The 25,557-nt window shown below is 60.9% G+C and carries 28 protein-coding genes; 16 read left to right on the plus strand and 12 right to left on the minus strand.

Features of this window, described 5'->3' with window-relative positions; all coding sequences use genetic code 11:
* Positions 1 to 19: 19 nt before the first annotated feature.
* Both J2J99_RS07145 and J2J99_RS07150 read right to left on the minus strand, forming a co-directional pair.
* Positions 20 to 916 carry an alpha/beta fold hydrolase gene (locus J2J99_RS07145; protein ID WP_168294485.1) on the minus strand — a complete coding sequence of 299 codons (897 nt, stop codon included), beginning with the start codon at positions 914 to 916 and terminating at the stop codon, positions 20 to 22.
* A 64-nt stretch (positions 917 to 980) separates the two neighbouring features.
* Positions 981 to 3,056, minus strand: coding sequence for a lytic transglycosylase domain-containing protein (locus J2J99_RS07150; RefSeq protein WP_168294486.1), 2,076 nt, complete (start codon positions 3,054 to 3,056; stop codon positions 981 to 983).
* A gap of 215 nt (positions 3,057 to 3,271) precedes the next feature.
* On the opposite strand from J2J99_RS07150, the gene dapA reads away from it, so the two are divergent.
* Together dapA and smpB are read left to right on the plus strand one after the other, a co-directional pair.
* Entirely contained in the window at positions 3,272 to 4,156 is an 885-nt protein-coding gene (gene dapA, locus J2J99_RS07155) for a 4-hydroxy-tetrahydrodipicolinate synthase (RefSeq protein ID WP_168294487.1), read from the plus strand.
* Positions 4,157 to 4,252: 96 nt separating this feature from the next.
* The gene (smpB, locus tag J2J99_RS07160; protein ID WP_004675044.1) at positions 4,253 to 4,732 is read left to right on the plus strand and encodes an SsrA-binding protein SmpB; all 480 of its coding nucleotides are present in this window, start codon (positions 4,253 to 4,255) and stop codon (positions 4,730 to 4,732) included.
* A gap of 38 nt (positions 4,733 to 4,770) precedes the next feature.
* Here the strand turns inward: smpB and J2J99_RS07165 are convergent, their stop codons facing one another.
* Positions 4,771 to 5,352 (minus strand): LabA-like NYN domain-containing protein, encoded by a 582-nt coding sequence (locus J2J99_RS07165; RefSeq protein WP_097589708.1) that lies wholly within the window; start codon positions 5,350 to 5,352, stop codon positions 4,771 to 4,773.
* 299 nt (positions 5,353 to 5,651) lie between these two features.
* Here J2J99_RS07165 and rpoZ point away from each other — a divergent pair, with 299 nt between their 5' ends.
* The 12 genes from rpoZ to J2J99_RS07225 all read left to right on the plus strand — a co-directional run bounded on the left by rpoZ (position 5,652) and on the right by J2J99_RS07225 (position 16,435).
* Complete coding sequence (gene rpoZ, locus J2J99_RS07170; protein WP_011424719.1) at positions 5,652 to 6,056, plus strand: DNA-directed RNA polymerase subunit omega; 405 nt, start codon at positions 5,652 to 5,654, stop codon at positions 6,054 to 6,056.
* Between the two features lie 142 nt (positions 6,057 to 6,198).
* On the plus strand, positions 6,199 to 8,433 hold the full coding sequence (locus tag J2J99_RS07175; protein ID WP_168294488.1) for a RelA/SpoT family protein: 2,235 nt from the start codon (positions 6,199 to 6,201) through the stop codon (positions 8,431 to 8,433).
* 195 nt (positions 8,434 to 8,628) lie between these two features.
* Positions 8,629 to 8,778 (plus strand): DUF3563 family protein, encoded by a 150-nt coding sequence (locus J2J99_RS07180; protein WP_004675049.1) that lies wholly within the window; start codon positions 8,629 to 8,631, stop codon positions 8,776 to 8,778.
* A gap of 154 nt (positions 8,779 to 8,932) precedes the next feature.
* Positions 8,933 to 9,523, plus strand: coding sequence for a DUF2062 domain-containing protein (locus tag J2J99_RS07185; protein ID WP_168294489.1), 591 nt, complete (start codon positions 8,933 to 8,935; stop codon positions 9,521 to 9,523).
* Positions 9,524 to 9,561: 38 nt separating this feature from the next.
* On the plus strand, positions 9,562 to 9,972 hold the full coding sequence (acpS, locus tag J2J99_RS07190) for a holo-ACP synthase (RefSeq protein ID WP_168294490.1): 411 nt from the start codon (positions 9,562 to 9,564) through the stop codon (positions 9,970 to 9,972).
* Positions 9,973 to 10,304: 332 nt separating this feature from the next.
* Positions 10,305 to 11,048, plus strand: coding sequence for a signal peptidase I (gene lepB, locus J2J99_RS07195; RefSeq protein WP_168294491.1), 744 nt, complete (start codon positions 10,305 to 10,307; stop codon positions 11,046 to 11,048).
* On the plus strand, positions 11,045 to 11,764 hold the full coding sequence (gene rnc, locus J2J99_RS07200) for a ribonuclease III (RefSeq protein ID WP_168294492.1): 720 nt from the start codon (positions 11,045 to 11,047) through the stop codon (positions 11,762 to 11,764). The genes lepB and rnc overlap by 4 nt, the downstream gene beginning before the upstream one ends.
* A 7-nt stretch (positions 11,765 to 11,771) precedes the next feature.
* A complete protein-coding gene (gene era, locus J2J99_RS07205; RefSeq protein WP_168294493.1) occupies positions 11,772 to 12,713 on the plus strand; it encodes a GTPase Era in 942 nt (313 codons plus the stop codon).
* A gap of 151 nt (positions 12,714 to 12,864) precedes the next feature.
* On the plus strand, positions 12,865 to 13,617 hold the full coding sequence (locus J2J99_RS07210; RefSeq protein ID WP_168294494.1) for a Crp/Fnr family transcriptional regulator: 753 nt from the start codon (positions 12,865 to 12,867) through the stop codon (positions 13,615 to 13,617).
* Positions 13,618 to 13,962: 345 nt separating this feature from the next.
* On the plus strand, positions 13,963 to 14,448 hold the full coding sequence (locus J2J99_RS07215; protein WP_168294495.1) for a response regulator: 486 nt from the start codon (positions 13,963 to 13,965) through the stop codon (positions 14,446 to 14,448).
* Positions 14,449 to 14,568: 120 nt separating this feature from the next.
* Positions 14,569 to 15,339, plus strand: coding sequence for a DNA repair protein RecO (gene recO / locus J2J99_RS07220; protein WP_168294496.1), 771 nt, complete (start codon positions 14,569 to 14,571; stop codon positions 15,337 to 15,339).
* Between the two features lie 100 nt (positions 15,340 to 15,439).
* Complete coding sequence (locus tag J2J99_RS07225) at positions 15,440 to 16,435, plus strand: aldo/keto reductase (protein WP_168294497.1); 996 nt, start codon at positions 15,440 to 15,442, stop codon at positions 16,433 to 16,435.
* Positions 16,436 to 16,463: 28 nt separating this feature from the next.
* Here the strand turns inward: J2J99_RS07225 and J2J99_RS07230 are convergent, their stop codons facing one another.
* The 3 genes from J2J99_RS07230 to J2J99_RS07240 all read right to left on the minus strand — a co-directional run bounded on the left by J2J99_RS07230 (position 16,464) and on the right by J2J99_RS07240 (position 20,017).
* Entirely contained in the window at positions 16,464 to 17,321 is an 858-nt protein-coding gene (locus tag J2J99_RS07230; RefSeq protein ID WP_168294498.1) for an MOSC domain-containing protein, read from the minus strand.
* Positions 17,322 to 17,330: 9 nt separating this feature from the next.
* A complete protein-coding gene (locus J2J99_RS07235; RefSeq protein ID WP_168294499.1) occupies positions 17,331 to 17,975 on the minus strand; it encodes an HD domain-containing protein in 645 nt (214 codons plus the stop codon).
* Between the two features lie 128 nt (positions 17,976 to 18,103).
* Complete coding sequence (locus tag J2J99_RS07240; protein ID WP_168294500.1) at positions 18,104 to 20,017, minus strand: putative bifunctional diguanylate cyclase/phosphodiesterase; 1,914 nt, start codon at positions 20,015 to 20,017, stop codon at positions 18,104 to 18,106.
* 406 nt (positions 20,018 to 20,423) lie between these two features.
* On the opposite strand from J2J99_RS07240, the gene J2J99_RS07245 reads away from it, so the two are divergent.
* Both J2J99_RS07245 and J2J99_RS07250 read left to right on the plus strand, forming a co-directional pair.
* Positions 20,424 to 20,762, plus strand: coding sequence for a hypothetical protein (locus tag J2J99_RS07245; protein WP_168294501.1), 339 nt, complete (start codon positions 20,424 to 20,426; stop codon positions 20,760 to 20,762).
* A gap of 122 nt (positions 20,763 to 20,884) precedes the next feature.
* Complete coding sequence (locus tag J2J99_RS07250) at positions 20,885 to 21,400, plus strand: superoxide dismutase family protein (protein ID WP_168294502.1); 516 nt, start codon at positions 20,885 to 20,887, stop codon at positions 21,398 to 21,400.
* A 27-nt stretch (positions 21,401 to 21,427) separates the two neighbouring features.
* Here the strand turns inward: J2J99_RS07250 and J2J99_RS07255 are convergent, their stop codons facing one another.
* The 6 genes from J2J99_RS07255 to J2J99_RS07280 form a co-directional block, all read right to left on the minus strand.
* On the minus strand, positions 21,428 to 22,312 hold the full coding sequence (locus tag J2J99_RS07255) for a mechanosensitive ion channel family protein (RefSeq protein WP_168294503.1): 885 nt from the start codon (positions 22,310 to 22,312) through the stop codon (positions 21,428 to 21,430).
* A 58-nt stretch (positions 22,313 to 22,370) separates the two neighbouring features.
* The gene (locus tag J2J99_RS07260; RefSeq protein ID WP_168294504.1) at positions 22,371 to 22,901 is read right to left on the minus strand and encodes a tyrosine phosphatase family protein; all 531 of its coding nucleotides are present in this window, start codon (positions 22,899 to 22,901) and stop codon (positions 22,371 to 22,373) included.
* Positions 22,898 to 23,470: an HD domain-containing protein gene (locus J2J99_RS07265; RefSeq protein WP_168294699.1), complete on the minus strand. Its 573-nt coding sequence runs from the start codon at positions 23,468 to 23,470 to the stop codon at positions 22,898 to 22,900. The genes J2J99_RS07260 and J2J99_RS07265 overlap by 4 nt, the downstream gene beginning before the upstream one ends.
* Positions 23,471 to 23,499: 29 nt before the next feature.
* Positions 23,500 to 24,369 carry a CAF17-like 4Fe-4S cluster assembly/insertion protein YgfZ gene (gene ygfZ / locus J2J99_RS07270; protein ID WP_168294505.1) on the minus strand — a complete coding sequence of 290 codons (870 nt, stop codon included), beginning with the start codon at positions 24,367 to 24,369 and terminating at the stop codon, positions 23,500 to 23,502.
* 83 nt (positions 24,370 to 24,452) lie between these two features.
* Positions 24,453 to 25,205 (minus strand): hypothetical protein, encoded by a 753-nt coding sequence (locus J2J99_RS07275; protein WP_168294506.1) that lies wholly within the window; start codon positions 25,203 to 25,205, stop codon positions 24,453 to 24,455.
* A gap of 18 nt (positions 25,206 to 25,223) precedes the next feature.
* A complete protein-coding gene (locus J2J99_RS07280; protein ID WP_020920882.1) occupies positions 25,224 to 25,481 on the minus strand; it encodes a hypothetical protein in 258 nt (85 codons plus the stop codon).
* Positions 25,482 to 25,557: the final 76 nt, after the last annotated feature.

The raw sequence follows: 25,557 nt of genomic DNA on the forward strand, positions 1-25,557 counted from the left end.
CCTGAGGGGTCTCAATCAGCTATCGGCAGCTGGCAAGGAAAGCTCCAATGGCTGCAGGAATATTGCCAAGATGGAGGAGGGGCGCATGACCTTGTCCCTGAGCGGCATGCAGGATCAGGCTCGGATGCCGGCGGACCATTTCCTCGGCCGTTTCCTGTGAGAGCAGAGCGGTATTCTCGCCGCGGATCAGCATCAGCGGAAACTGGCTCAGGCTTTCGAATTGCTCCCAGAGCTCGGGGAGCGGCTGGCTGAAATCGATCGATTGCAGCGCCTCTGCGATTGCCGGATCAAAGTCGGCGACCGGTCTTCCATCAATGTCGCGGTGAAGCGCGAACGCCATCTCACGCCAGTCTTCCTCGGCAAGGGCGGTAAACGAAGCGCCGTGCTTCTGCTGCAGTATATCGGTCGCCTCCTTCCAGTCAGCCGGCTTCCTGCCGCTGTTCAAGTGGTCGCGAATGAGTAGAAGCCCTCCGGCCTCGATCGCAGGGCCGATGTCGTTGAGGATGACGGCCTCGAGAAGATCCGGCCTCGTCGCTGCGATTAAATGCAGGATCAGTCCGCCACGTGATGTGCCGATGAAAATCGCCCGTTCGATGCCGAAAGCCGCGCAGGCGGCAATGACGTCAGCGGTTTCGACGGCGAGAGTGTAATTGGCCTTGTTCTCGTCCCACGCGGAATTTCCGCGACCGCGCGAATCGAGCGAGATCACCCGGCGTGGAGCAGTCTCGTCGCGGCAGAGAAGCAGCGCAAGCGGGTGAAAATCCCGGCTATTGCGGGTCAGGCCGGGCAGGCAGATCACCGGCAGCCGTCCGGCGGCTGCCGGCCCCTCGGGCCGGTAGTCGCGGGCATAAATCATCAGTCCGTCGGCTGAAGAGTAATATCGTTCCTGGAAACCGCCTGCATCCATGTCCGCCACCGCATCATCAAGACCTATCTGAGCTCGAAGATGTAGCCTGCTTTTCCAGTCGCGCCAAACGACTTCAGGAGGCGCTGCGTCCGCCAATCAGGTCGCGCTCGATATCGGTCGGCTGGCCGAGGCGAGCCTTGTAGACTTCGTAATTCTCCATCACCCGCTGCACATAGTTGCGCGTCTCGGGGAAGGGGATGCGCTCGATCCAGTCGACGATCTCGTCGATCGGCCGGCCACGTGGGTCACCATAGCGGCCGATCCATTCCGGCACCCGCTTCGGCCCGGCATTATAGGCGATGAAGGTGAGGATATAGGAACCGCCGAAGGCCTCGATCTGCTCGCCGAGATAATGCGCGCCGAGGGTCGCATTATAACCGGCATCGGCCGTCAGCTTGTCCTTCGAAAAGGTGATGTTGTGGCGCTTGGCCACCGCCTGGGCCGTGCCGGGCAGAAGCTGCAGCAGACCGCGCGCATTTGCTGCCGAAACGGCGGCCGGGTTGAAGGCGCTTTCCTGTCGGGCGATGGCATAGGCGAGCGCCTTGCCGGAGCCTGATATATTGGCATTCGCCGGGATCACCCCGACGGGAAAGGCAAGCGCTGCGACGTCGATGCCACGGCCGTAGGCGATCTTGCCGATCTGCAGCGACAGATGGTGATTGCCCGATTGCTCGGCCCGTGCGGCGAGGATCGCCAGCTCACCCGGGCTCTGCAGCTGGTCGGCAAGCGCGAGATAGAGAATGTCGGCGCGCCATCCGTGACCTGCCGCCTCGAGGCGGCTGATCGCCTGCACGGCTTCGCGAGCCTGAAAGTGCTGGCGGTCGGCCGTGCTCGGCGCCGGATAGGTGACATTGAGCGTCTTCCGTCCCAGCCTTTCTGCCGCGAGCTGACCGTAGAAGGTGCCGGGAAAATTGGCGGCCTTGCCGTAGAATTCGCCTGAATTGCCGGGGCCGCCGGCCTCGGCCGCCCGCCCGAGCCAATACCAGGCGCGGGAAACCGAGATCGGTCCGTTCGACGTCGCCAGAATCTTGCGAAAATGTCTTTCCGCCGTTGTTGGATCCTGCAGGCCGCGAAGCGCATACCATCCGGCATGGAACTCGGCCTCGACGATGTCAGTCGGGCTGGTTGCAGCGTAGTTTGCGACAATGCGGTAGGCCGGTTTGAATTGCCCCTGATCGACGAGGCCGCGGCTGACGATCCGCTGCTCGTTCCACCATTCGCCGGAATTGACGAGTTCGCCGGCTTCGCGCGGCATTGTCTCAAGAAGTGCTGCCGCCTCGGCATATTTGTCCTGTTTGCGCAGATATTCGATGCGCGCGAACAGCAGGCCGGCATCGCTTCGCCATTTCGCGTCGACGCTATTGATCAGCGCGCCGGCATTGGCGGCTTTGGCGTCGACGGCGGCCCAGGCCTTGTAGAGCGATTGCGCCTCGCCCATGTCGCCGAACCGCTTGGCCTGCGCCACCCGGCCCCGATACATCAGGTAGTCCATCCGCGCCTTATGATCGGCCGGCGTCAGCAGGGCGGAAAATTCAATCAGTATCTTGTCTTCGGCCGGCTTGTCGAGCGCCTCCGTGCGCCAGAGCTTGCGGATATATTTGGCCGCCTGGGCCTGCTTGCCTGATGCGACCAGCGCCCGCCCGAGAATGACGGCGCCCTGCATCGTCTCGGGCGCGGTATCGCCGAAGGCGGCGAGCACGGCTGACGGGGCGGGGTTTTCATCGTAGAGCGCCCGTTCGGAATAGGCGCGCAGCCGAGAAAGGCCGGGCCACCCCTTGAGCTCCTGCGCTGCGCTGGCGATCTCATAGGAGGGAACGCCCTTCAATCCGGACACGGCGATCGCCCAGGTGAGGATATGGCGGTCGAGCGCCCCCTCCCGCATGCTGTCGCGAATCGACAGAGCCAGTTGCGGATTCTTGGCGGTAAGCGCGTCGAGGCCGCTTTTCAGATCACTGGCGACAGGCGCCACGGCAGGATTGCGCGGGATGGCGCCGGTGGTCAGCGCCTCCGGTATCGATGTCTCGGGAACGAATCCGATCGGCTTGATGTCAGCGGACGGAAGGTTTTCGCCCGCAAGCGGCGACGCAACGCTGCCCCACGCGGCGGCAACGAAGCCGAAGGCGGTCAGAATCAGGACAGCTTTCTTCATCCGGGATCTCGCAACGAAAACACGCCCTACCCATTTGGCTGGAGGCATCTTAACGAAACCTTACCGTACCAGGTAAAATTCATTCACATCTGCTATCGGAATTTCCCCTAAACCGAACTCTCCGCGCTTGTCGCGATGATTTCGGCGCTCTATGGTGCGCAACTCTTATTCATGGAATGCGGCCGAAGCAAGGATTTGGTCGTGAGGAGCTTCGCATGTTCAATGGGTCCATTCCCGCCCTCGTTACCCCCTTCACCGATGCCGGACTGATCGACGAAGACAGCTTCGCCGCCCATGTCGACTGGCAGATCAAGGAAGGCAGCGGCGGTCTCGTTCCGGTCGGAACGACGGGCGAATCGCCGACACTGTCGCATGCCGAACACAAGCGGGTCGTGGAACTCTGCATCGAAGTGGCCGCAAAACGCGTTCCCGTCATGGCCGGCGCCGGATCGAACAACACGCGTGAGGCGATCGAGCTTGCACAGCATGCCGAAAAGGTTGGCGCCGACGCCGTGCTGGTCGTCACGCCCTATTATAACAAGCCGACGCAGAAAGGGCTGATCGCGCATTTTTCTGCGATCGCCGAGGCCGTCGCTCTGCCGATCTATATCTATAACATTCCCGGTCGCTCGGTTGTCGACATGACGCCGGAAACGATGGGCGCGCTTGTCAAGGCGCACAGGAATATCGTCGGCGTCAAGGACGCGACGGGCAAGATCGAGCGTGTCTCCGAGCAACGCATCACCTGTGGCAAGGACTTCAGGCAATTGTCCGGTGAGGACGGCACGGCGCTCGGCTTCAACGCCCATGGCGGTGTTGGCTGCATCTCGGTGACGGCCAATGTCGCCCCGCGCCTCTGCGCCGATTTTCAGGCGGCAACGCTGGCCGGCGAATACGCCCGCGCGCTGGAATATCAGGACCGGTTGATGCCGCTGCATAAGGCGATCTTCCTTGAACCCGGTCTCTGTGGCGCCAAATACGGCCTCTCCAAGCTCGGCCGAATGAGCCGCAACGTTCGCTCGCCGTTGCTGTCGACGCTGGAACCGGCAACCGAAGCAGCGATCGACGCCGCTATGCGTCATGCAGGGCTGCTCAACTGACGAGGCCGGCCGTCTTCACAAGGCCGGATCGTTCCCTTACATAAAGGGCAAGCAAGGAGGGCGCGGCTTTTCGCGCGCCTCGAAGGGAATATCGTCATGGCCCCCAAAGGCAGTCAGCGCGTGGTGAACAAGGTCGTGGCCGAAAACCGCAAGGCCCGCTTCAACTACGAGATCATCGACACCTATGAGGCAGGTCTCGTGCTGAAGGGCACAGAGGTCAAGTCGTTGCGCGAGGGCAAGGCCAATATCGCCGAATCCTACGCCTCGGACGAAGACGGCGAGATCTGGCTGATCAATTCCTACCTGCCGGAATATCTGCAGGCGAACCGCTTCAATCACGAGCCGCGCCGGCGCCGCAAGCTCTTGCTGTCGGGCCGCGAAATCCATCGCTTGCGCTCAGCCGTCAACCGCGAAGGCATGACGCTGGTGCCGCTGAAGATCTATTTCAACGATCGGGGTCGGGCAAAGATGGAACTGGCGCTCGCCAAGGGCAAGAAGCTGCACGACAAGCGCGAATCCGAGAAGGAGCGCGATTGGAACCGCCAGAAGAGCCGCCTATTGAAGGATAATGGCTGAGCCGCCATGCCGCAGCTGCGCAGTCCGCGGCGCTTTGATCAGTCCTCGAAATCGCTGGCCGGGGCGACTTCGGCCGGACGCGGCGTCCGCTCCGATGGATCGCGACCGATCTCAGCCTTCAGCGACAAGAGGTCGATGAAATGATCGGCCTGGCGGCGTAGATCGTCGGCGATCATCGGCGGCTGGGTGGCCATCGTCGAGATCACCGAAACCTTGCGGCCCCTGCGCTGTAGCGCCTCGACCAGGTTGGTGAAGTCGCCGTCGCCGGAGAAGATAACGAGATGGTCGACGGTTTCGGATTGTTCCATCGCGTCAATCGCAAGCTCGATGTCCATGTTGCCCTTGATTTTCCGCCGGCCCATGGAATCGGTGAATTCTTTGGCGGGTTTGGTGACGACTTTGTAGCCGTTGTAATCGAGCCAGTCGATCAGGGGGCGGATCGATGAATATTCCTGATCTTCGATCAGAGCCGTATAATAATAGGCGCGCAGGAGGTAGCCGCGTTTCTGGAATGCTTTCAACAGCTTACGGTAATCTATATCGAAACCGAGGCTCTTGGATGCAGCGTAGAGGTTGGCGCCGTCAATAAAGAGTGCAATTTTTTCGCGTGGGTCAAACATCGCTTGCCAATTCCTAATGAGAGAAATTGAAATTCGCAGGGCATCAAATTTCAATAAATACAATGGCTTGTTGTGATTTTTGATTTGATCCTTACTTTAATAAGTGTTCATATAAGAGAGATTTAGGGCACGATTCGTCATATTCCAAGCAACCTTCGGTGGAATTGTGACATTCTCCATGGAAATTTAGCTCAGCCCCGGATAAAGACGAGGGGAGCCGGAACGAAAAACTTGTATTTGCCCGGTTTTAATTGTATCGGGCGTGCTAATCCCGAAATGACGACCGTAAAGGACAGGCAATGGCCCGTGTCACAGTTGAAGATTGCATTGACAAGGTAGAGAACCGCTTCGAGCTGGTTCTGCTCGCCAGCCACCGCGCCCGGCTGATTTCCCAGGGTGCCTCGATCACCATCGATCGCGACAATGACAAGAATCCTGTTGTCGCCCTGCGCGAAATCGCCGACGAGACGCTTTCGCCCGACGATCTCAAGGAAGATCTGATCCATTCGCTGCAGAAGCACGTCGAAGTCGACGAGCCCGAGCCCGATCCGGCCAGCATGATCGCCGCCGGCGGCGCTGCCGCAGCCGACAGCGAGGAGCAGGACGACCTGCCGGAGACGATTACCTTCGACCAGATGTCGGAGGAAGAGCTGCTTGCCGGCATCGAGGGCCTGGTCCCGCCGGAAAAAAGCGACGATTATTAAGCGCGACGGCCGGATCCGACCCGGAAAAGAGCGACGATTACCAATCGTCAATCTTGCGCCTTTATTGCTTAGGCATATTATTGCCCATGTGTGCGCCAATCGTTGATTGGCGCGCTTTTATTTTTGTCGGAGTGGCTTTGGAATGATGCGGCAGTACGAGCTCGTGGAGCGGGTTCAGCAATACAAGCCCGATGCCAATGAAGCACTGCTGAACAAGGCCTATGTCTACGCCATGCAGAAGCACGGCCAGCAAAAGCGCGCGAGCGGCGATCCCTATATTTCCCATCCGCTAGAGGTCGCCGCCATCCTCACCGACATGCATCTCGATGAATCGACGATCGCGGTGGCGCTTCTGCACGACACGATCGAGGATACGACGGCGACGCGCGCCGAGATCGACGAACTCTTCGGCGAGGATATCGGCCGCCTTGTCGAGGGCCTGACGAAGATCAAGAAGCTCGATCTCGTCACCAAGAAGGCCAAGCAGGCGGAGAACCTGCGCAAGCTGCTACTCGCCATATCCGACGATGTGCGCGTGCTGCTCGTCAAGCTCGCTGACCGCCTGCACAATATGCGTACCCTCGATCACATGTCGGCCGACAAGCGGGCCCGCATCTCCGAGGAGACGATGGAAATCTATGCGCCGCTCGCCGGTCGCATGGGTATGCAGGACATGCGCGAGGAACTGGAGGAGCTTTCCTTCCGCCATATGAACCCGGAGGCCTACGAAACCGTCACGAGAAGGCTGGAAGAGCTCTCCAAGCGCAACGAGGGCATCGTCAAGAAGATCGAGGCCGAACTGCGCGACCTGCTGGTCGCCAGCGGCCTGACCAGCGCCTATGTCAAGGGCCGGCAGAAGAAGCCCTATTCGGTCTTTCGCAAGATGCAGTCGAAGTCACTGTCCTTCGAGCAGCTTTCTGACGTCTACGGCTTCCGTCTGATCGTGGAGGATATTCCCTCCTGTTATCGTGCGCTCGGTATCGTCCATACGCGCTGGCGCGTCGTGCCCGGCCGCTTCAAGGATTATATCTCGACGCCGAAGCAAAACGATTACCGCTCGCTGCACACCACCATCGTCGGTCCTTCGAGCCAGCGCATCGAGCTGCAGATCCGCACCAAGCGCATGCACGAAATCGCCGAATTCGGCATCGCCGCCCATACGCTCTACAAGGACGGCGCCAGCAATGCCGATGGCGACATCCTTTCGCGCGAATCCAATGCCTATTCCTGGCTGCGCCATACGATCGAGGCGCTCGCCGAGGGCGACAGCCCGGAAGAATTCCTCGAACACACCAAGCTCGAGCTCTTCCAGGATCAGGTCTTCTGCTTCACGCCGAAGGGCAAGCTCATTGCGCTGCCGCGCGGCGCCACGCCGATCGACTTTGCCTATGCAGTGCACACCAATATCGGCGACACCACGGTCGGTGCCAAGATCAACGGCCGCATTATGCCGCTGGTGACGCGGCTCGCAAATGGCGACGAAGTCGAGATCATCCGCTCCGGCGTGCAGGTTCCGCCGGCCGCCTGGGAAGAAATCGTCGTCACCGGCAAGGCGCGCGCCGCCATCCGCCGCGCCACCCGCATGGCGATCCGCAAGCAATATGCCGGCCTCGGTCACCGCATTCTCGAGCGCACCTTCAACAGAGCCGGCAAGATCTTCTCACGCGAGGCGATGAAGCCGGCGCTGCACCGTCTCGGCCAGAAGGATGTCGAGGATGCAATCGCCGCCGTCGGCCGGGGCGAGATGTCCTCGCTCGATGTGCTGCGCGCCGTCTATCCCGACCATCAGGATGAGCGCGTCACCGTCAAGCCCTCCGGCGACGACGGCTGGTTCAACGTCCGCAGCGCTGCCGGCATGATCTTCAAGATCCCCGGCAAGACCAAGGCAGGAGCCGAGTCGGGCCATTCCGAAGTCGATGCCGATGTTGATATCGGCCCGATCCGGGGTCTGTCCGGCAATGTCGACGTCAAGTTCGCCTCCACCGGCGCCGTGCCCGGCGACCGCATCGTCGGCATCATGGATCAGAGCAAGGGTATCACCATCTATCCGATCCAATCGCCGAGCCTGCAGCGTTTCGATGATCAGCCCGACCGTTGGATCGACGTCCGCTGGGACCTCGACGAAGCCAACAAGTCGCGTTTCATGGCGCGCATCATGGTGAATGGATTGAACGAGCCCGGCACGCTTGCCAAGGTCGCCCAGACGGTCGCAAGTCTTGACGTCAATATTCGCCTGCTGAACACCGTACGGGTGGCGGCCGATTTCACGGAGATGATGCTCGAGGTCGAGGTCTGGGACCTGCGTCAGCTCAACCAGCTGCTCGCCCAGCTGAAGGAACTCGACTGCATCGCCACGGTCCGGCGGCTCTACGAGTAGGCTTTTGTTAAGCCTATCTCGGCCTGATTCTAGAGTTTGCACATTTTATGATCGTCCAAAGATCGATTCCGCGCATCGAATCGGCAATGCATGCGCTCAATGCATAGCTGTCTCCTTGTTGCGGCGGTGGTAATTAACCCTTGCCGGGCCTATCTTCTGCTTGTCGAAAACGTAAACAGAAGATGAGACAAGGAAATGTTTGATCCTATCAGGAAAATCGCTCGCGCTCTTCGCGCTCCGACCACCCAGGAACGTGAAATGGCCTATTTGAACGGCTCGTTCGATCGTATCGATCTCGAGTTTCGTCAGCGCCAAGTCGATCGCGGTCTGTTCCGCAGCCGCTAATAGCGCATTTATACTTGGACGAGTGGGGGACGTTGCGTTGCGAACGCCCCTCGGCATGAAGCCGCTGCTCTGCAGAGAAATTGAGCGGCTGTTTTTCGGGTGGTATCATTTGCCGCTCTTGTCACGGTGCTGTGCGCTGCACTAAATAGCCGCCATGTTGTTTCGCCGTCGCAAACCTGCGGGCTTCAAGGAAAAGATGCGGGAGCTACTGTGGCCCCGAAAAGGTTTCCTTCGCCCGATCCGTTACCTGACGATGCGCATTCTGCGCCTGAGCGCTTCGCCGCATGCGGTTGCCGCCGGCGTCGCCGCAGGCGTTTTCGTCTCGTGGACGCCGTTCATCGGTGTGCATTTCGTCATGGCTTTCGTCATCAGCTATTTCCTCTCCGGCAATATGGTGGCCGCCGCCCTCGGCTGCGCTGCCTTCGGCAATCCGCTGACCTATCCCTTCATCTGGGGCATTACCTGGGAGATCGGCCATCTGCTGTTGAGCCGCGAGGATCATCTGGCGGGTCAGGCGGTGGATCTCGCCACCCTCTTTCACAAGCTGAACTTCTCCGAATTATGGAGGCCGGTGCTGGAGCCGATGCTGATCGGCGCCATTCCGCCGGCCGCCGTGACCTCCGTTGCGCTCTATGCGTTGACGTTCTACACCGTCAAGGGGTTTCAGACGCGCCGCCGCACGCGCCTGATGGAGCGGGCACGCCTACGTCTGGCAAGGCCGGCCAGCGACATGCCGAGCGTATGAAACCCGTGCAGAATGCTTAAGCGACGGAAGGGTCCGGCATGATCATCGGCATTGGCAGCGATCTGATCGACATACGCCGTGTCGAAAAATCAATCGAGCGCTTCGGTGAGCGCTTCACCCATCGCTGTTTCACCGAGATCGAGCGCGCCCGTTCCGACCGCCGGGCAAATCGTGCCGAATCCTACGCCAAGCGTTTCGCCGCCAAGGAAGCCTGTTCCAAGGCGCTCGGCACGGGCCTAGCCCAGGGTGTCTTCTGGAAGGACATGGGCGTCGTCAACCTGCCGAGCGGCAAGCCGACCATGGTTCTGTCAGGTGGTGCCGCCGTGATCCTCGAATCGATGCTGCCCGCCGGCCACAGGGCCGCCATTCATTTGACAATAACCGATGATTATCCCTTGGCGCAGGCCTTCGTTATCATCGAGGCGTTGCCCGAGAGCCTCGGATCGTGACCTCGGGGAGCGTTGATCGCGACCTCTCGTCGCTTTTGACGTCGTCGCCATTGCCGCAACCGGCCGAAGCCGCTAGAACAGGGTGATCTGAAGCCGGTCGGCCTGAATCCTTTTCTGGATGGAAGAATTGGAGCATGATGTCGTCCAAAGCTGCTGACACTTTTCGGCATCATGCCCTACAGCGCCGCGCGTCTCTTCAGGTGCGCAGAGGACGCCGTAGCACTTAGAATTGCTGCATAATTCCCTAAATCGATGTCGATCTAGGGAATTATGCAGTAAGAGAACGACAGAAAGAATTGCGCCTCTACGGCGTCTTGAAGGAATAAGACTGCGTGTCCGAAAAAGTCCAAACCAAGCCGAACGCCCTCTGGGAAAATATCAAGGTCATCATTCAGGCGCTGATTTTGGCGATGGTGATCCGAACCGTGCTGTTCCAGCCCTTTACCATCCCGTCCGGCTCGATGATGCCGACGCTGCTCGTCGGCGACTACATCTTCGTCAATAAGTTCGCTTACGGCTATTCGAAATATTCGCTGCCCTTCTCGCCCGACCTCTTCAGCGGTCGCCTGTTCGGTTCCGATCCGAAGCGTGGCGACATCGTCGTTTTCCGCTTCCCGCCCAATCCCGAAGTCGATTACATCAAGCGCTGCATCGGTCTGCCCGGCGACCACATCCAGGTCACCGACGGCGTGCTCTACGTCAACGGCAAGCCGGTTCCGAAGGTTGCCGACGGCAGCTTCACCTCGGATTACAAGCTCGATCCGGGTGAGGACGTGCCCGTGTTCCGCGAGACGCTGGACAATGGCAAGACCTACGACACGCTCGATCAGTCTCCGGTCTCGCGCGGCGACAACACCCGTGAATTCATCGTGCCGGAAGGCCATTATTTCATGATGGGCGACAACCGCGACAATTCGCTCGACAGCCGCTTCGATGTCGGCTTCGTGCCGGCTGAAAATCTCGTCGGCCGCGCCAGCGTCATCTTCTTCTCGCTCGGTAACGACACGTCGTTCCGCGAAATCTGGAAGTGGCCGACCAATATGCGCTGGGACCGTCTCTTCAAGGTTGTTGAATGAGCAAGGCGCAGACGCTTTCTGCGGCCGACCGCGCAAAGCTTGAAAGCCTGATCGGTCACGACTTCGCCGAAAAGGAACGCCTGGATCGCGCGCTGACGCATGCCAGCGCTCGGACGGAAAAGAGCGGCAATTACGAACGGCTTGAATTTCTCGGCGACAGGATCCTCGGGCTCTGCATCGCCGAACTCTTGTTCCGCACCTTCGGCACGGCGGGGGAAGGCGAGCTCTCTGTTCGTCTGAACCAGCTCGTCAGCGCCGAAACCTGCGCTGCGGTCGCCGACGAACTCAACCTTCACCTCTATATCCGCACCGGCGCCGATGTGAAGAAACTGACCGGCAAACGCATGATGAACGTCCGCGCCGATGTCGTCGAAAGCCTGATCGCCGCGATCTATCTCGACGGTGGCCTCGAGGTCGCGCGCCGCTTCATCCTGCGTTATTGGCAGGGCAGGGCGGTCAGGGCCGATGGCGCCAAGCGCGATGCCAAGACCGAGTTGCAGGAATGGTCACACGCGAAGTTCGGCGTCACGCCGATCTACCGGGTTGATGAACGCAGCGGACCGGATCATGATCCGCGTTTCAGGGTGACGGTGGAAGTTGCTGGCATAAAGCCGGAAACCGGCGTAGAGCGGTCGAAGCGCGCCGCCGAACAGGTTGCGGCGACCAAGATGCTCGAGCGCGAAGGCATTTGGCAGCAATCGCCTGCCGGAAACTGACGGGACAATGACACAAGAAGAAGATATCGCGGCTGAAGCTGCTGAAGAAACCCATGGTCCGACGCATTCGGGCTTCGTTGCGCTGATCGGACCGACCAACGCCGGCAAGTCGACACTGGTCAATCGCCTCGTCGGCGCCAAGGTCTCGATCGTCAGCCACAAGGTGCAGACGACGCGCGCGATCGTGCGCGGCATTGCCATTCACGACAATGCCCAGATCGTCTTCATGGATACACCCGGCATTTTCAAACCGCGCCGCCGGCTCGACCGCGCCATGGTGACCTCGGCCTGGGGCGGCGCCAAGGATGCCGATCTGATCATGCTGTTGATCGACAGCGAGCGCGGCCTGCGCGGCGATGCAGAAGCCATCCTCGAAGGCCTCAAGGAAGTCCAGCAGCCGAAAATCCTGGTGCTCAACAAGATCGACCGCGTCAACCGCGAGGATCTGCTGGCGCTGGCCGCGAGCGCCAACGAGAAGATCGCTTTCGAACGCACCTTCATGATCTCGGCCGAAAACGGTTCCGGCTGCGACGACGTCATGGACTATCTGGCGGCGACCCTTCCCGAGGGGCCGTGGTACTATCCGGAAGACCAGATCTCCGATCTGCCGATGCGTCAGCTCGCCGCCGAAATCACCCGCGAAAAGCTGTTTCTGCGCCTGCACCAGGAGCTTCCCTATTCCTCGCATGTCGAAACGGAGAAGTGGGAAGAGCGCAAGGACGGCTCGGTGCGGATCGAGCAGGTGATCTATGTCGAACGCGACAGCCAGAAGAAGATCGCGCTCGGCAAAGGCGGCGAAACCATCAAGGCGATCTCGACGGCCTCCCGCAAGGAATTGTCGGAAATTCTCGAGCAGCAGGTTCACCTCTTCCTGTTCGTCAAGGTCCGCGAGAATTGGGGTGACGATCCCGAGCGGTTCCGTGAAATGGGTCTCGATTTTCCGAAATAGCAGCGGCAGAAATTTCGTCGGGCAGGAGCCAGCCCTTTGTTTCCTTGGAAAAAAGTCGCTTCGTTGAGGAACGAATCCATGCCTCTGCGCATTCCTTGCCCGACGGTGCGTCGATGAGGGGCCGCCGGTTTGCAGGACCGCGGGAGCAGGCATGGCAACGTCGAGACCCATCCATTCCTTCAAGACCCCTTGCGAGCAATGTCCCTTGCGGCCCCTGCCGCATTTCAGGGAGTTCAGCCGCGACGAGCTGGAATTCGTCTCCCACTTCAAGCGGGGCGAGTTAGCCGTCGACGCCGGTTCCACCATCCTCGTCGAAGGCGCCCACAGCGCCCATCTTTTCACTGTGCTTTCCGGTTGGGGCTTTCGCTACAAGATGCTGGAAGACGGCCGCCGCCAGATCCTGAATTACATCATGCCGGGCGACCTGATCGGCCTGCAGGGAACGATTGCCGGCGAGATGCAGCATTCCATCGAAGCGCTTTCGCCCGTTTCCCTCTGCGTGTTCGAGCGCGACAGGCTGATGACGCTCTATAACAAACATCCCTCGCTCGCCTTCGACATCACCTGGATCGCCGCGCGAGAAGAGCGGATCTTGGATGAGCATCTCCTCAGCATCGGCCGCCGCACAGCACTGGAAAGAGCGGCCTATCTGCTCGCTTTCCTGTTTGAGCGCGGCAGGAAGCTGGATCTATTCAACGGTCGCAAATTCATCCCCATCACGCAGCAGCACATCGCCGACACCCTCGGTCTTTCCATCGTTCACACCAACAAAACCTTGAAGAAGCTCAGCGAACGGGGATTGATCCGCTGGCAGGAGCGCGGTTGCGAGGTGCTGAACGGCGAAGAATTGATGGCGATCGCCGGCTGGGAGGGGCTTGGAGAGGGCAAGCGCCCCTTCATCTAATACATCTCGCCCGGAAGTGCGCAGCGGTTCCGGGACAACGACAATAAGAAGGGGCTAAAGCGCGTCGTCGCATGAAATCAAATTTGATGCTGCGCGCTTTAAAGCATGGCGCGCAAAAGTGCTTGGCGCTTTTGCCAAGGGGCATGGGCAAAACACTCGACGCGCAAGGAGTAACCTGAAAGATCGGGTTTCGCGCCACGGCAATCCGACAGATGGCAGCATGGGTGCGTGCGGAAACGCACAGGCGCTCCTTCTATGTCTTTTTTAAATGCGCACTAGCCTCTGGGAAAATAAGGTCGGCCCTCGTCTTTCCTCCGATTTGATTCCTATTGGCCGGACAGGAAAATGGTTTATTCAGAAATGGTGGCGGAATTCACCGATAGCGTGCCATGCGGCGCACCGGGGGGCAATGATGTTGGCGAAACGGCCGGGGTGCTGCGACAGGCGCCCGACGAGGGGCACGGAATCATGAGCGCAAACCGTGTTCTGGTTCTTGAGGACAGCCTGATCATCGCCATGGAGGCGGAGGATATTCTGCGCCTGGCCGGCGTCGACGGCATTGATATCGTCGGCAGCCTGGAACAGGCGAGGGCGGCGATTGCTGCGGAAAGCTATGATTTCGCTCTTCTCGACGTCAATCTCGGCGAAGGCATGAGCTTCGGATTTGCCCGCCATCTTATCGATCTCGGCATCCCCTTCGGCTTCGTCAGCGGCTATTCCGATACACGCGATTTTCCGCCCGATCTGCAGCATATACCGCTTCTGGTGAAGCCTTTCGACGAGAAGGCGATGCGCGAATTCCTGCAGAGGCTTTTTCCGGCTGCAGCTTGACCCGTCCGGACGCCGAACGCACGCTGTAACGCTTTGAATTACTGCAGGATTCCTTAATTCGATTTCGATGTCGGGAATTATGCGGTAGGATGGAATCGTAAGCCGCAGGGACTTATTTCAATGCAATGGCAGGACCACGCAATCATTCTGGGCGTCAAGCGCCACGGTGAGACGAGCGTCATCGCCGAGGTGATGACGCGTGATCGCGGCCGCCATCTCGGCCTGGTGCGTTCCGGCCGCTCTCGCGCCATGCAGCCGGTGCTGCAGCCGGGCAATGCCGTGGAGGTCATTTGGCGCGCCCGGTTGGATGAGCATCTCGGTGAGTTCCGCGTCGAGCCGGTGACGCTGCGCGCCGCCCGCCTGATGGAAACCGCGACTGCCGTCTACGGCGTCCAGGCGATGGGCGCGCTGCTGCGGCTGCTGCCGGAGCGCGACCCGCATCCGCACCTTTTCGATGCGCTGGAGGTCATCCTCGATCATTTGCATAATCCAGCCGATGCTGGCGAACTCTTCGTGCGTTTCGAACTGGCGGTGCTGAACGATCTCGGCTTCGGTCTCGATCTTGCCGAATGCGCGGCAACCGGCGCCCGTTCCGATCTCGCCTATGTCTCGCCGAAATCCGGCCGCGCAGTCAGCCGCGCCGCCGGTGCACCCTGGGCTGAGAAGATGCTGCTCCTGCCGCCCTTTCTCGGGGTCGAAGGCAATCACGCGGCGGACTTCGACAGTCTTGCAGCCGCATTCCGTCTGACAGGATTCTTTTTGCATCGCCACGTCTACGAGCCGCGCGGCATAGAGGCCGCGGCAGCGCGTGACGGCTTCGTCCACGCTGCCCTTAAGGCGCTTAATCCAGCCCTGCAGACGCTTTCCGGTCCCAACGGCGTCTCCGCCTGATCTGGTTTTTTACTGCTGCAAAACATCCTCCGGATTTGGCGGTTTACCCGCCTGGGAGCCCTTCCTATGTCTTGAAGGCTGCCAATCACGGAGGAATCTCATGCTGACCAAGACCGCATCACCGACGACCATCACGCTTTGGAACGGCCGCGAAGTTCCGCGCCTCGGCATGGGGTGCTGGGCAATCGGCGGCCCGTTCTTCGCCGGCGAGACGCCGCTCGGCTGGGGCGATGTCGACGACGATGAATCTGTCGAAGCGATCGACCGCGCCATCGCCCTCGGCGTCCGCTTCTTCGACACCGCCTCGAACTACGGCGCCGGCCATTCGGAGGAGGTGCTCGGACGGGCGATCGGCAATCGTGACGACATCATCGTCGCCACCAAATTCGGCTTCGCGACCGATCCGGAGACGAAGCAGGCAATCGGCGCTTTCGCTGATGAGGCGTTCATTCGCCGCTCCGTCGAGACGTCGCGGCGCCGCCTCAGGCGCGACCGCCTCGATCTCCTGCAATTCCACATCAATGATTTTCCGCTGGAACAATCGGATGCCGTCTTCGATACGCTGGAGGCGCTGCGTGCCGAAGGCAAGATCGATGCCTTCGGCTGGAGCACCGATTTTCCCGATCGTGCCGCCCGCCATGCCGGGCGCCCCGGCTTTGTCTCGATCCAGCATACGATGAATGTCTTCGACCCGGTGCGGGAGATGATCGCGGTGGTCGAGCAGAAGGGCTTGGTCTCGATCAATCGCGGTCCGCTGGCCATGGGATTGTTGACCGGCAAGTTCACCGCCGACAAGTCAGTGGGCGTCAAGGATGTCCGCGGCGCGGCACTCCCCTGGATGGTCTATTTCAAGGACGGGCGCATGGCTCCGGAATTTGCCGCAAGGCTCGATGCCGTCCGCGATCTCCTGACGTCAGGCGGTCGCACGCTGACGGAGGGGGCGCTCGCCTGGCTCCTGGCGAGGTCGCCGCGCACCTTTCCCATTCCTGGCTTCCGCACCGTCGCCCAAGTCGAGGAAAATGTCGGCGCACTGGAAAAGGGACCGCTACCGGTCGGCGTCATGGCGGAGATCGATTCTGCATTGGCTCGCGGATAAGGGGGCACCCAGATCTTCCGCATCTGACCTACCCGCGGGCACGGACCTTCAGTGCCCAGCCCTCCGGCCGCTCTTCAACGATCTTGACGGTGTCGCCGATCGTGATCCTGCCGCTGCCGCGCGGCGTGACGTTCCAGCCGAACAACGGGCCGGGCACGCGGCGGTCGGCCGACATGCGGATGCGGCCCATGGCCGGCATCGGGTTTGCCACATCGCGTGACCCGGTCAGTTGGTCCTGCGTCGTCATGATGCAGCGCGAGCAGGGTTTGACGAGATCGAAGCGGATGCCGGCGATCTCGATCGCAGCCCAGCGATCCTCCGGCCAGGCCTCATCGGTCTCGATGACGATGTTCGGTCGGAAGCGCTCCATACCGACGCTGCCTTCGCCGTGGGCGGCAAGATCGTCGTTCAGCGCCTGCAGCGAACCGGTCGTCGTCACCAGGATCTGATAGCCGTCGGTGAAGGCGACAGGCGTGCCTTCGCCGGCCCATTCGGCATTTGCCGTCCGCTGCGCCTGTTCGTCGAAAAACACCAGCCGTACTTCGCGGCCGAGCCATTCGGAAAGCTGGCGGTTGCTCTCTGCATCGGCGACGGCGGCGCTGACGGTCGATTTCCACACGTTTACATCCATGCGGTTTTCAGGCCGGGGCGGCGGCACCGATATGTCAGGCTTTCCCTGCATCAGTAGCCGAAAGGCGCTTGCCTCCGGCCGTATCTCGATGCGCGCGAGGTGCGGCAGTTCGCGCTGGGTGATGAAGTGGCCCTGCGGGTCAGTGATCATCGCCCGCCGGTCACCGGGAAGCCCATAAGCGTCGATATCGGCGGCGGGCAGCGCAATGGCGCGAGCGCTCTTGAGCGGGTAGATGAAGAGGTCGCTGACACGCATGCCGTTCTCCTAAATCTCGTCCATGAATGCCGAAAGAAAATCACGCAGACTTTTGTCACGCGCAGCTGCCAGCCGGCGGCCGGTCTCGGTCTGGAACCCTTCCGCCAGTTTGAACAGCTTCGTCTGGAAATGGTCAACGGCATAACGCTTGTCGTCGAGGGGACGGTTCGTTGCTGCCGGGTCGAGTGGATCATAGAGCCCGGATCCCATTCGTCCTCCGATATAGAAGCAGCGTGCGACGCCGACCATGCCGATCGCGTCCAGCCGGTCGGCATCCTGCAGGATCTTCGCCTCGATCGTCTGCGGCGTCACCCCGGCGGAGAAACTGTGAGCGGTGATGGCATGCGCCGCGGCTTCGATATCCGCTTCGTTCCAGCCGAGTTCGGCGAGGATCGCCGAGGCCTTTTCTGCCGCCAGCGCCGATGCTTTCGCCCGCAGCGGCGAATTCTTCTCGACGGCGACGCAATCGTGCAGCAGCACCGCAGCAGCGAGAATGCATTCGTCTCCACCTTCGCCCGCATGGATGCGCATGGCGTTTCTGAAGACGCGCAGGATATGGGCAAGATCGTGTGAGCCGTCGTCGCCTTCGGTCGCATGGGCAATCAGGGACGCTGCCAGCGTCTCATGAGGGGAGAAGGCTTCGGCCTTGAACATTGCGCCACCTGTTATTTGAAAAATCGTCCATAGCACCGAAAGCGAATGCGGCTTCCGGGACGAGGCCCGGTAGGAAGAGCTGCAGAACACGGAGCCGGTTTTGTAGCGGCTTGCCAAGCGAGTCGCAATCATGAGGAGCTCTGCGCTGCTCTCAGGAAATCCGTCGCATCGTCGCTCGTCGGCGGCATGGAGAGAAGGTACGGCACGTCTCGAGCAGGGCGTGGCGGACTGATGTGATAGCCCTGAATCTCGTCGCATTCCTCGCATTCGAGCAGCGCCAGTTGGGCGGCCGTCTCGACGCCTTCGACAGTGACGCGCATGCCGAGCGCATCGCCGAGCAGGATGATTGCCCGCATGATCGCATGCGCTTCCTTATTATCGACGATGTCGTTGACGAAGGATTTATCGATCTTGATCTTGTCGAAGGGAAAGCTCGAGAGATAGCTCAGAGACGAATATCCGGTGCCGAAATCGTCCATGGAGATGCGGATGCCGCGCTCCTTCAGTGCGTGCAGGATCGGCAGCACCTCACCGAGGTTCTCCATCAGCACGCTCTCGGTGATTTCGAGTTCGAGCCGTGACGGCGATAGTGCAGCGGCGGCAAGCGCTTCGCTGACATCCTGAGTCAGATCGCTGCCGCTGAACTGGATCGCCGAAACGTTGACCGCCACCTTGATGCCTTCCGGCCATTGCGTTGCATCGCTGCAGGCTTGGCGCAAAACCCAGCGGCCGATCTCGACGACCAGTCCGACTTCCTCGGCAAGCGGAATGAAATCCATCGGCGATACGCGGCCCCGGATCGGGTGGTTCCAGCGGATCAGCGCTTCGAAACCGCAGATCTGCCGCTTGGATAGGTCATAGAGCGGCTGGTAATGCAGCTCGAATTCCTCCTTTTCGATGGCGGTGCGAATATCTGCCTCGAGAGCATGGCGCAACTGCATCTGCGCTTCCATCTCGCTGGTGAAAAAGCGCTCGCGCTTGCGTCCGTCGGCTTTGGCGTGCAGCAACGCCACGCCGGCATTCTTCAGGAGGATATCTGTTTCGTCGCCATCCCTGGGAGCGATTGCGATACCCATGGAGACGCTAAGCTCCACCCCTTTTTCACCGTGCAGGAATGGCTCGGAAAGCGCCCGGCGGATTCGGTCGGTCAGCGCCGTCACATTCCAGGGCTGCTGTTTGCCGATCTGCAGGATGGCGAATTCGTCGGAGCCAAGTCGCGCCAGCGTATTTTCCGAGCCGGCAGAGGCTCTGATGCGCTTGGCGACCTGCTGCAGGATCTTGTCGCCAACCGATACCCCGATCGTATTGTTGATCGATTTGAAGCGGTCGAGATTGAGGTGGACGAGGGCAATCTGCTCGTCCGGCTTGCGCTCCGCAAGCGTGGCATCGACCTGCTCGCGGAAATAGATCCGATTGGGAAGATCCGTCAGGAGGTCGTGGTGGGCGAGATAGGTGATACGCTCCGCTGCCCTGCGATCGTCGGTAATGTCGGCATGGATGGCGATGTTGCTGCCATCGGAGAGGATCGTCACCACGCTCTGGATAATGCGGCCATCATGCATCAGCCATTCGCGCCGGCGGATGCTGCTGCTCCCTGCCTTGGGGAAGGCAGGTCGGACGGTTCGCCGACCGACTGGTGAGACGGCGCTCTCCCTGCCGCGCATTTTTCCGATGAGATCGGTAATTGTTGCGCCGGCGGCGATATCCTCCGACGTCAGACCGAAGAGCTGATGGAAGCGGCTATTGTAGAGCGTCAGTCGCTGGTCGGCGTCGAAGACGCTGAGACCGAGCGGCAGGTTATTGAGGACGATCTCAAAGAGTTTTTTCTGTCCGTCGAACGCCTGACTAAGGGCAGAAAGATTGCCCCTCAGAGCCTGGTTTTCCTTCAGCAGGGTCTCCGCGCATTTTTCGATTGCGTCATAGTCGCTCTTATGGCCGCGATAGGTTGCGATCACCAGTTCCATCAAACGCTGCGCGTCGATTGATCCATCGGCCATGACAGCCTCTGTGCATTGCCGCCAGAAGAGCGCTTCAGCTTTCATGGGGAGCGTCTTGGAGAACGGCCACCGGAAAAGCCGCCCAAGGTTGATGCACGTGCCTCAAAATGCGCCATGAAAACCCTCAAAGACAAACATGGAGTTCGATTTGTACAAACGCCTGTGCGGTTATTCTGGAGCTGCCGGATTAATATTCTGTTGCAGTGCAGCAGGGGCGCACGTGGCCCGAACGGGAATTCTTATATCAAAAACCGCTGAAATATCGGGGAAGCTGTCGATGGAGAGCCGATCTGGCAGTCAGTGCGTTAACGTCTGTCAATCTTCATTAATGAGAAGTTAACAACTAATTGACGCACTGCGCAAATCAGTTTATCCACCGATTCACTCGTTATTTTCCGCTCTCGTATTGCGTACAAACACCACCGGCAAAAGGCGGTGAATGGAGGTTTGTATGACCCGCACCACATCCGTTTCAGAGAGTTCATACGCATATCTTGCGACACTTTCGCGGCTCGATTCCAATGGTGACGGCGTGCTCAGCCGCGGCGAACGTGCCGCCGATGAGAAGCCCGGCATCATCAAGCAACTGCTGGAAGACGACGCGGCCGGCGATACGCAGCCGAAATTTTCCGGCAGCCTGATTGCGCTGATGATGGACACGCGTGACACTGCCACGACGAGCAGCATCGCCGTTCCCTATCCATTGCAGCAGACCGCGCCGACCGGCGATCAATCCGACGATCTTTACCGCAACACCTACGGCCAGTTCGATTTCGACGCCGTCGCCTGACGGCGTGCGAATCCAGGTGAATTGCAGGCCGGCCGGTTGGCCGGCTTTTTCGTTGGAGCTCCGCAGAGGAACACCTTCCGGGCTGACACGTTCAGAAGGACAACCGACGGAAGGAGATCTCCATGAAAGCCATGCGCATCATCGCCGCCTTGAGCCTGCTGGCGATTGGGCTGCCGGCGGGCGCTCAGGACAAGCAGACGGCGGTCGCCAATTTCGTTGGCAAGGACGGCAAGGAAACCGGCCGCGCCCAGCTGACCGCCGCCGCCAATGGCGGCGTCCTGATCGAAGTGGAGATATCGGGGCTGCCGGCAAACAAATGGGTGGCCTTTCATGTTCACGAGACCGGCCGCTGCGACGCGGCAACCCATCACGAATCGGCAGGCGGGCATTTTAATCCGGGCTCGGCCGAGCACGGTATTCTTGCGGCCAAGGGACCCCATGCCGGGGATATGCCCAATCAATATGTCGGCCAGGACGGCGTTTTGAGAGCCCAGATATTTGACGGCATGGTCACGCTCGATGGCAAGAAGGATGGCATCCGCGGCCGCGCATTGATGGTGCACGCCAATTCCGACGATTACCGCAGCCAGCCCTCGGGGGATGCCGGGGAGAGACTTGCCTGCGGCGTCATTCAATAGGCCGACGACCGCCCGGGCTGCAATGTTTCACTGCCGCGTCGGCTTTTCGGCCGACGCGGTGCCGTTGGACCTCTTTCCCGGCGCGGAATTTGAATCGTCCCGCATCGCAGCCGGGTCGTCCTTTTCGTCGAAGGCAAGTTTTACCCGTTTCACCATGTCGCGGCTGACCTGCCACCAGTCACCGGTCTTCGCCCAGTAGCGCAGCGTTACCGATATTGTTCTGTAACCCAGGCTGTCGATGAAAACGCTGGGTGCCGGTGACGGCAACACCTTGGGATTGCCTTTGGCAATGCCCGTCAACGTCTCCATTGCCAATTCAAGATCATCCTCACGAGAAATGCTGACCTTCAGGTCGTTCTGCCGCGTAGGTTCGCGGCTGAAGTTGGTGATCGGCGTGTTCCAGAGCGTCGAATTCGGCGCCAGCCGATAGAGCCCGTCGCCGGTTCTGAGTTCTGTCGCAAATAGCCCGATCTCGCGCACCGTGCCGGCGACGCTGCTGGTCTCGATATATTCGCCGACGCGGAACGGTCTGAGGATCAGCAGCATGATGCCGGCTGCAATGTTCTGGAGCGTCCCTTGCAGGGCCAGCCCGATTGCCAGGCCGGCTGCGCCGAGGGCGGCGATGATCGAGGCGGTCTGGACGCCGAATTGGCCGAGCACTGTGACGAACACCAGGATCAGCAGTGCATAGCGGATGACATTGGTAAAGAAGCGCGCCAATGTCTCGTCGATGCCATGGATGCGCGACAGGCCTTCATAGGCCCAGCGGCTGACGAAGCCGGCCAGCGTCCAGCCGATGACGAGCAGGATGAGCGCTCCGAGGATGGAGAAGGAATACTGGACTGCGAGCGCGCTTGCCTGGCTGAGTGCCGTGCGGGTGGCAAGAAGGACGTCGGCTGCTTGTTGTTCCATGATTTGGCCCTGCGGATTGTGCGTGGTCGAGGGCAAGATGGAGCGGCCGGCGGCAGCGTCAACCGCAGGAGGTGTCCCGAATCGCAAGCACGAAGGGCGTATTGCCGTCGGCATCGGCGCCGCGCCCGATCGCCCGCACGGCCGCGACCAGCCGGCCGCCGCGTTCAAGCAATTCATCGCCGATCTCGATCAGCCGGGCATTCGGCGTCGCGAAAGGCGAGGCAGCGCGCAGCCGCCGGGCCAGCTCTTCCTCCTTCTGATCCGGTGCGAGCGACAATGCGGCGATCAAGGCGGCCGCCGGGGATCGCGACACACCCATCCAGCAATGGATCAGCAGCGGCGTTTCCTGCCGCCATGACGTGGCAAAATCGATAAGTTGGCGGACATGCGTTTCATCAGGCGCCACGAGGCCGCCGGTACCCTTGAAGGCGATGTCGTTCATGGCAAGCGTCAGGTGACGCTCGGGCGCGATCACGCCCGGCCGGTGAAAGGCCTGTTCCCTGGCGATCAGGCTGATCATGTCGCGCGCCTTGTGGCGCACCGCCATTTCGGCGATGCGTGACAGCGGCGAAACGACGATGACGCTCACGATCCCATCTCCCGCTCGGCCTCGATCGCCGCGAAACGCTCGCAGAATAGCCGCTGCGCTTCGACAGCGGGCAGCGGCTCCAGCATCAGCAAGTCCTTGCTGATGCCGCGCGGCTGGCCGAAGAATTTTTGCGCTTCGGCCGGCGTGAAACCGGCAAGCACCGTCGCCTCGAAATAGGCGGCAATCGCGTCGGCCTTCTTGATCCGGTCCTTGAGCTCTCGCGTGGGATGCGGCGGCAGGCCGAAGCGCAGGTGCACGGCCGCCTCCAGCCGCATTTCCACCGTCTTGTAGCCGCCGCCGACCACCGATTTGAACGGCGAGATCATGTCTCCGATCACATATTCCGGCGCATCGTGCAGCAGTGCCATCAGGCACTCCTCCGGCCGGGTATTGTTGAGGCGGCGGAAAATATCTTCGACGACGAGACTGTGCTGCGCCACCGAAAAGGCATGGTCACCCGATGTCTGGCCGTTCCAGCGGGCGACGCGCGCCAATCCGTGGGCGATGTCCACGAGTTCGACATCGAGCGGCGAGGGGTCGAGCAGGTCGAGCCTGCGCCCGGACAGCATGCGTTGCCAGGCACGCGGAGCTTTGGCCGTCACGCGCTGGCCTCGTCGGCGCTGGCGGGGAAGACAAGGCCGGACCATTGCGGCAGGGCGAGAGAAACCGGCGCCCCGCCGGCCAGCAGCGGCGTGCCTTCCGCCATCGCGGCGCCGGCGCGGTCGATGCGTACGATCGCAAGTCCGCTGCCGCCCGAGACGGAGCCGAGTGTCCCCAGAGGCTTGCCGGCAGCAGTGATCTCGGTGCCCGTCGCGGGCAGAGCCGTTGCGGCGGATACCGTGACAACGCGCCGGCGCGCGGTGCCGCGATGCTGCATGCGCGAAACCACTTCTTGTCCGACATAGCAGCCCTTCTTGAAGGAGAGGCCGCCGTTCAGATCCATCAGCACGTCATGCGGAAAGGCATCCTGCAGCGCGAAGTCCAATCCCGATATGGCAATGCCATGGGCGATGCGCAACGCGGCGTAGAGCGCCTCAGCGCCATCACCGTGTCGCCCCGGCCGGCGGGTCAGCGTAACGCCGGCCTTGGCGAAGCGGCTGTCCCGGACGCCCCGGCTGTCCCGGACGCCTTGGCTGATGCCGTCGGCATCCTCGCCCCAGCAAACGCTGACGCCCGCTTCGGCGACGGGCGCAAGCGTAACGGCGGCCCGCAGCCTGTACATCGTCAGCCGCTTCAGCAGCGCATCGCGCTGGCCGGCGTCGGTTTCGATCACGTAACCGTGGCCGTCGTCCTGCCAGACCATGAAGTCGAACAGGATCTTGCCCTGCGGCGTCAGCAGCGCCCCGGGCCGCGCCTCGTCGGGCGCAAGCGAGGTAATATCGGTGGTGATCAGGTTCTGCAGGAAGGATTGGGCGTCCGCGCCGCCGACGGAAAGCAAGGCGCTGTCTTTCAGGAATACGGCTGGCATGGCGGAACCTGTAGCGTTGGTTATGGCTCAGAGGTATGACGTCATGAGGCGGATCGCAAGCGCCATGCTGCTTGCGTGAGGCGTCAATCGCCTGCCGTGAAGAATTTCCATTTGCCGTCAGGCGCAATGCCGAGGCGGTAGAAATTATATCCGCCGAATTCCTGCATGTCGGACAGATCGCCGGCGGTAACGATGCGCAGCAGTTCGACGCGCTCCGGCGGCGTCAGCGACTTCAGGTCTTTCTCGGCGAAATAGGGCCAGACATACATGTCGTCGGCTGTGCCCTGGCCGACATGCACGAAGCCGGTCGAGACGATGTCGAGCATGATCGCGAGAATTTCGTCCCCATCGGGGTCGCCGGAAAGATCCTTCAGCGTGCCGATCGGATCGTCCGTGGGCTCGCCGACGGTCACCTGCGTCTGCTCTGCGCCGGTGCCCATCAGCGGCCGCAGCCGTTCGAGATCGCCGGAGGCGGCCGCCTCGACGATCTGCTGGCGCATCTTGCGCACCGGCTCGGGGGCTTTGCTGATGTCGTAGATCACCTCGACGGGCTTGGAATTGTCCTGCGTGCCCGGCGTCTTGTCGACACCCTGACTGCTCTGGCTGTTGACCAGCGGATCGGCCATGGGAACGCCGGGTGTGGTGCCGCCCTGCGGCTGGCTCTGCCCCTGGGCGCTTCCCTGTGCCGGCTGATCGTTCGGCTGGCCGGGGATCTTATGCAGTTCTGAAAGCGCGTAGGCCGAGGGCGCAAGGGCGAGATTGCCGGCGGCTAGGCTGAGCGCAAGGATCACCGGCGCGAGCGAAATTCGCGAAACTTTCTCTTTACCGATGCGCATCGAACTCTCTGATAATGATTATTGCAGGGTGCGGTTGGCGGAGAATTCGCCGGCAAGCATACGGTCGCGCAACGAATCGAGCAGAGCTTCGGCGCTGTTTTCCCCGTGCAATCTAATGGTCTCGCGCAGGGCATGCGCGATGGCGGCATCAGCGATGATCTCAGGCTCGATCCCGTCGGCCATGCCGTCGGCCCAAGCCTCGTTCTGGTACTCCAGAGCCGCCTGCATCTTTTCGTGGACGATCATGTCGTCGATGTCGTTGAGGCTTGCTTCCATTGTCTTTTCCTCAGAACTTCTCATCTCTTACTGCACCGTTAACAACACTAACAGCCTTTTCCCAAAACGACACGTC

It is taken from the genome of Rhizobium binae (assembly GCF_017357225.1).
Classification (GTDB): Bacteria; Pseudomonadota; Alphaproteobacteria; order Rhizobiales; family Rhizobiaceae; genus Rhizobium; species Rhizobium binae.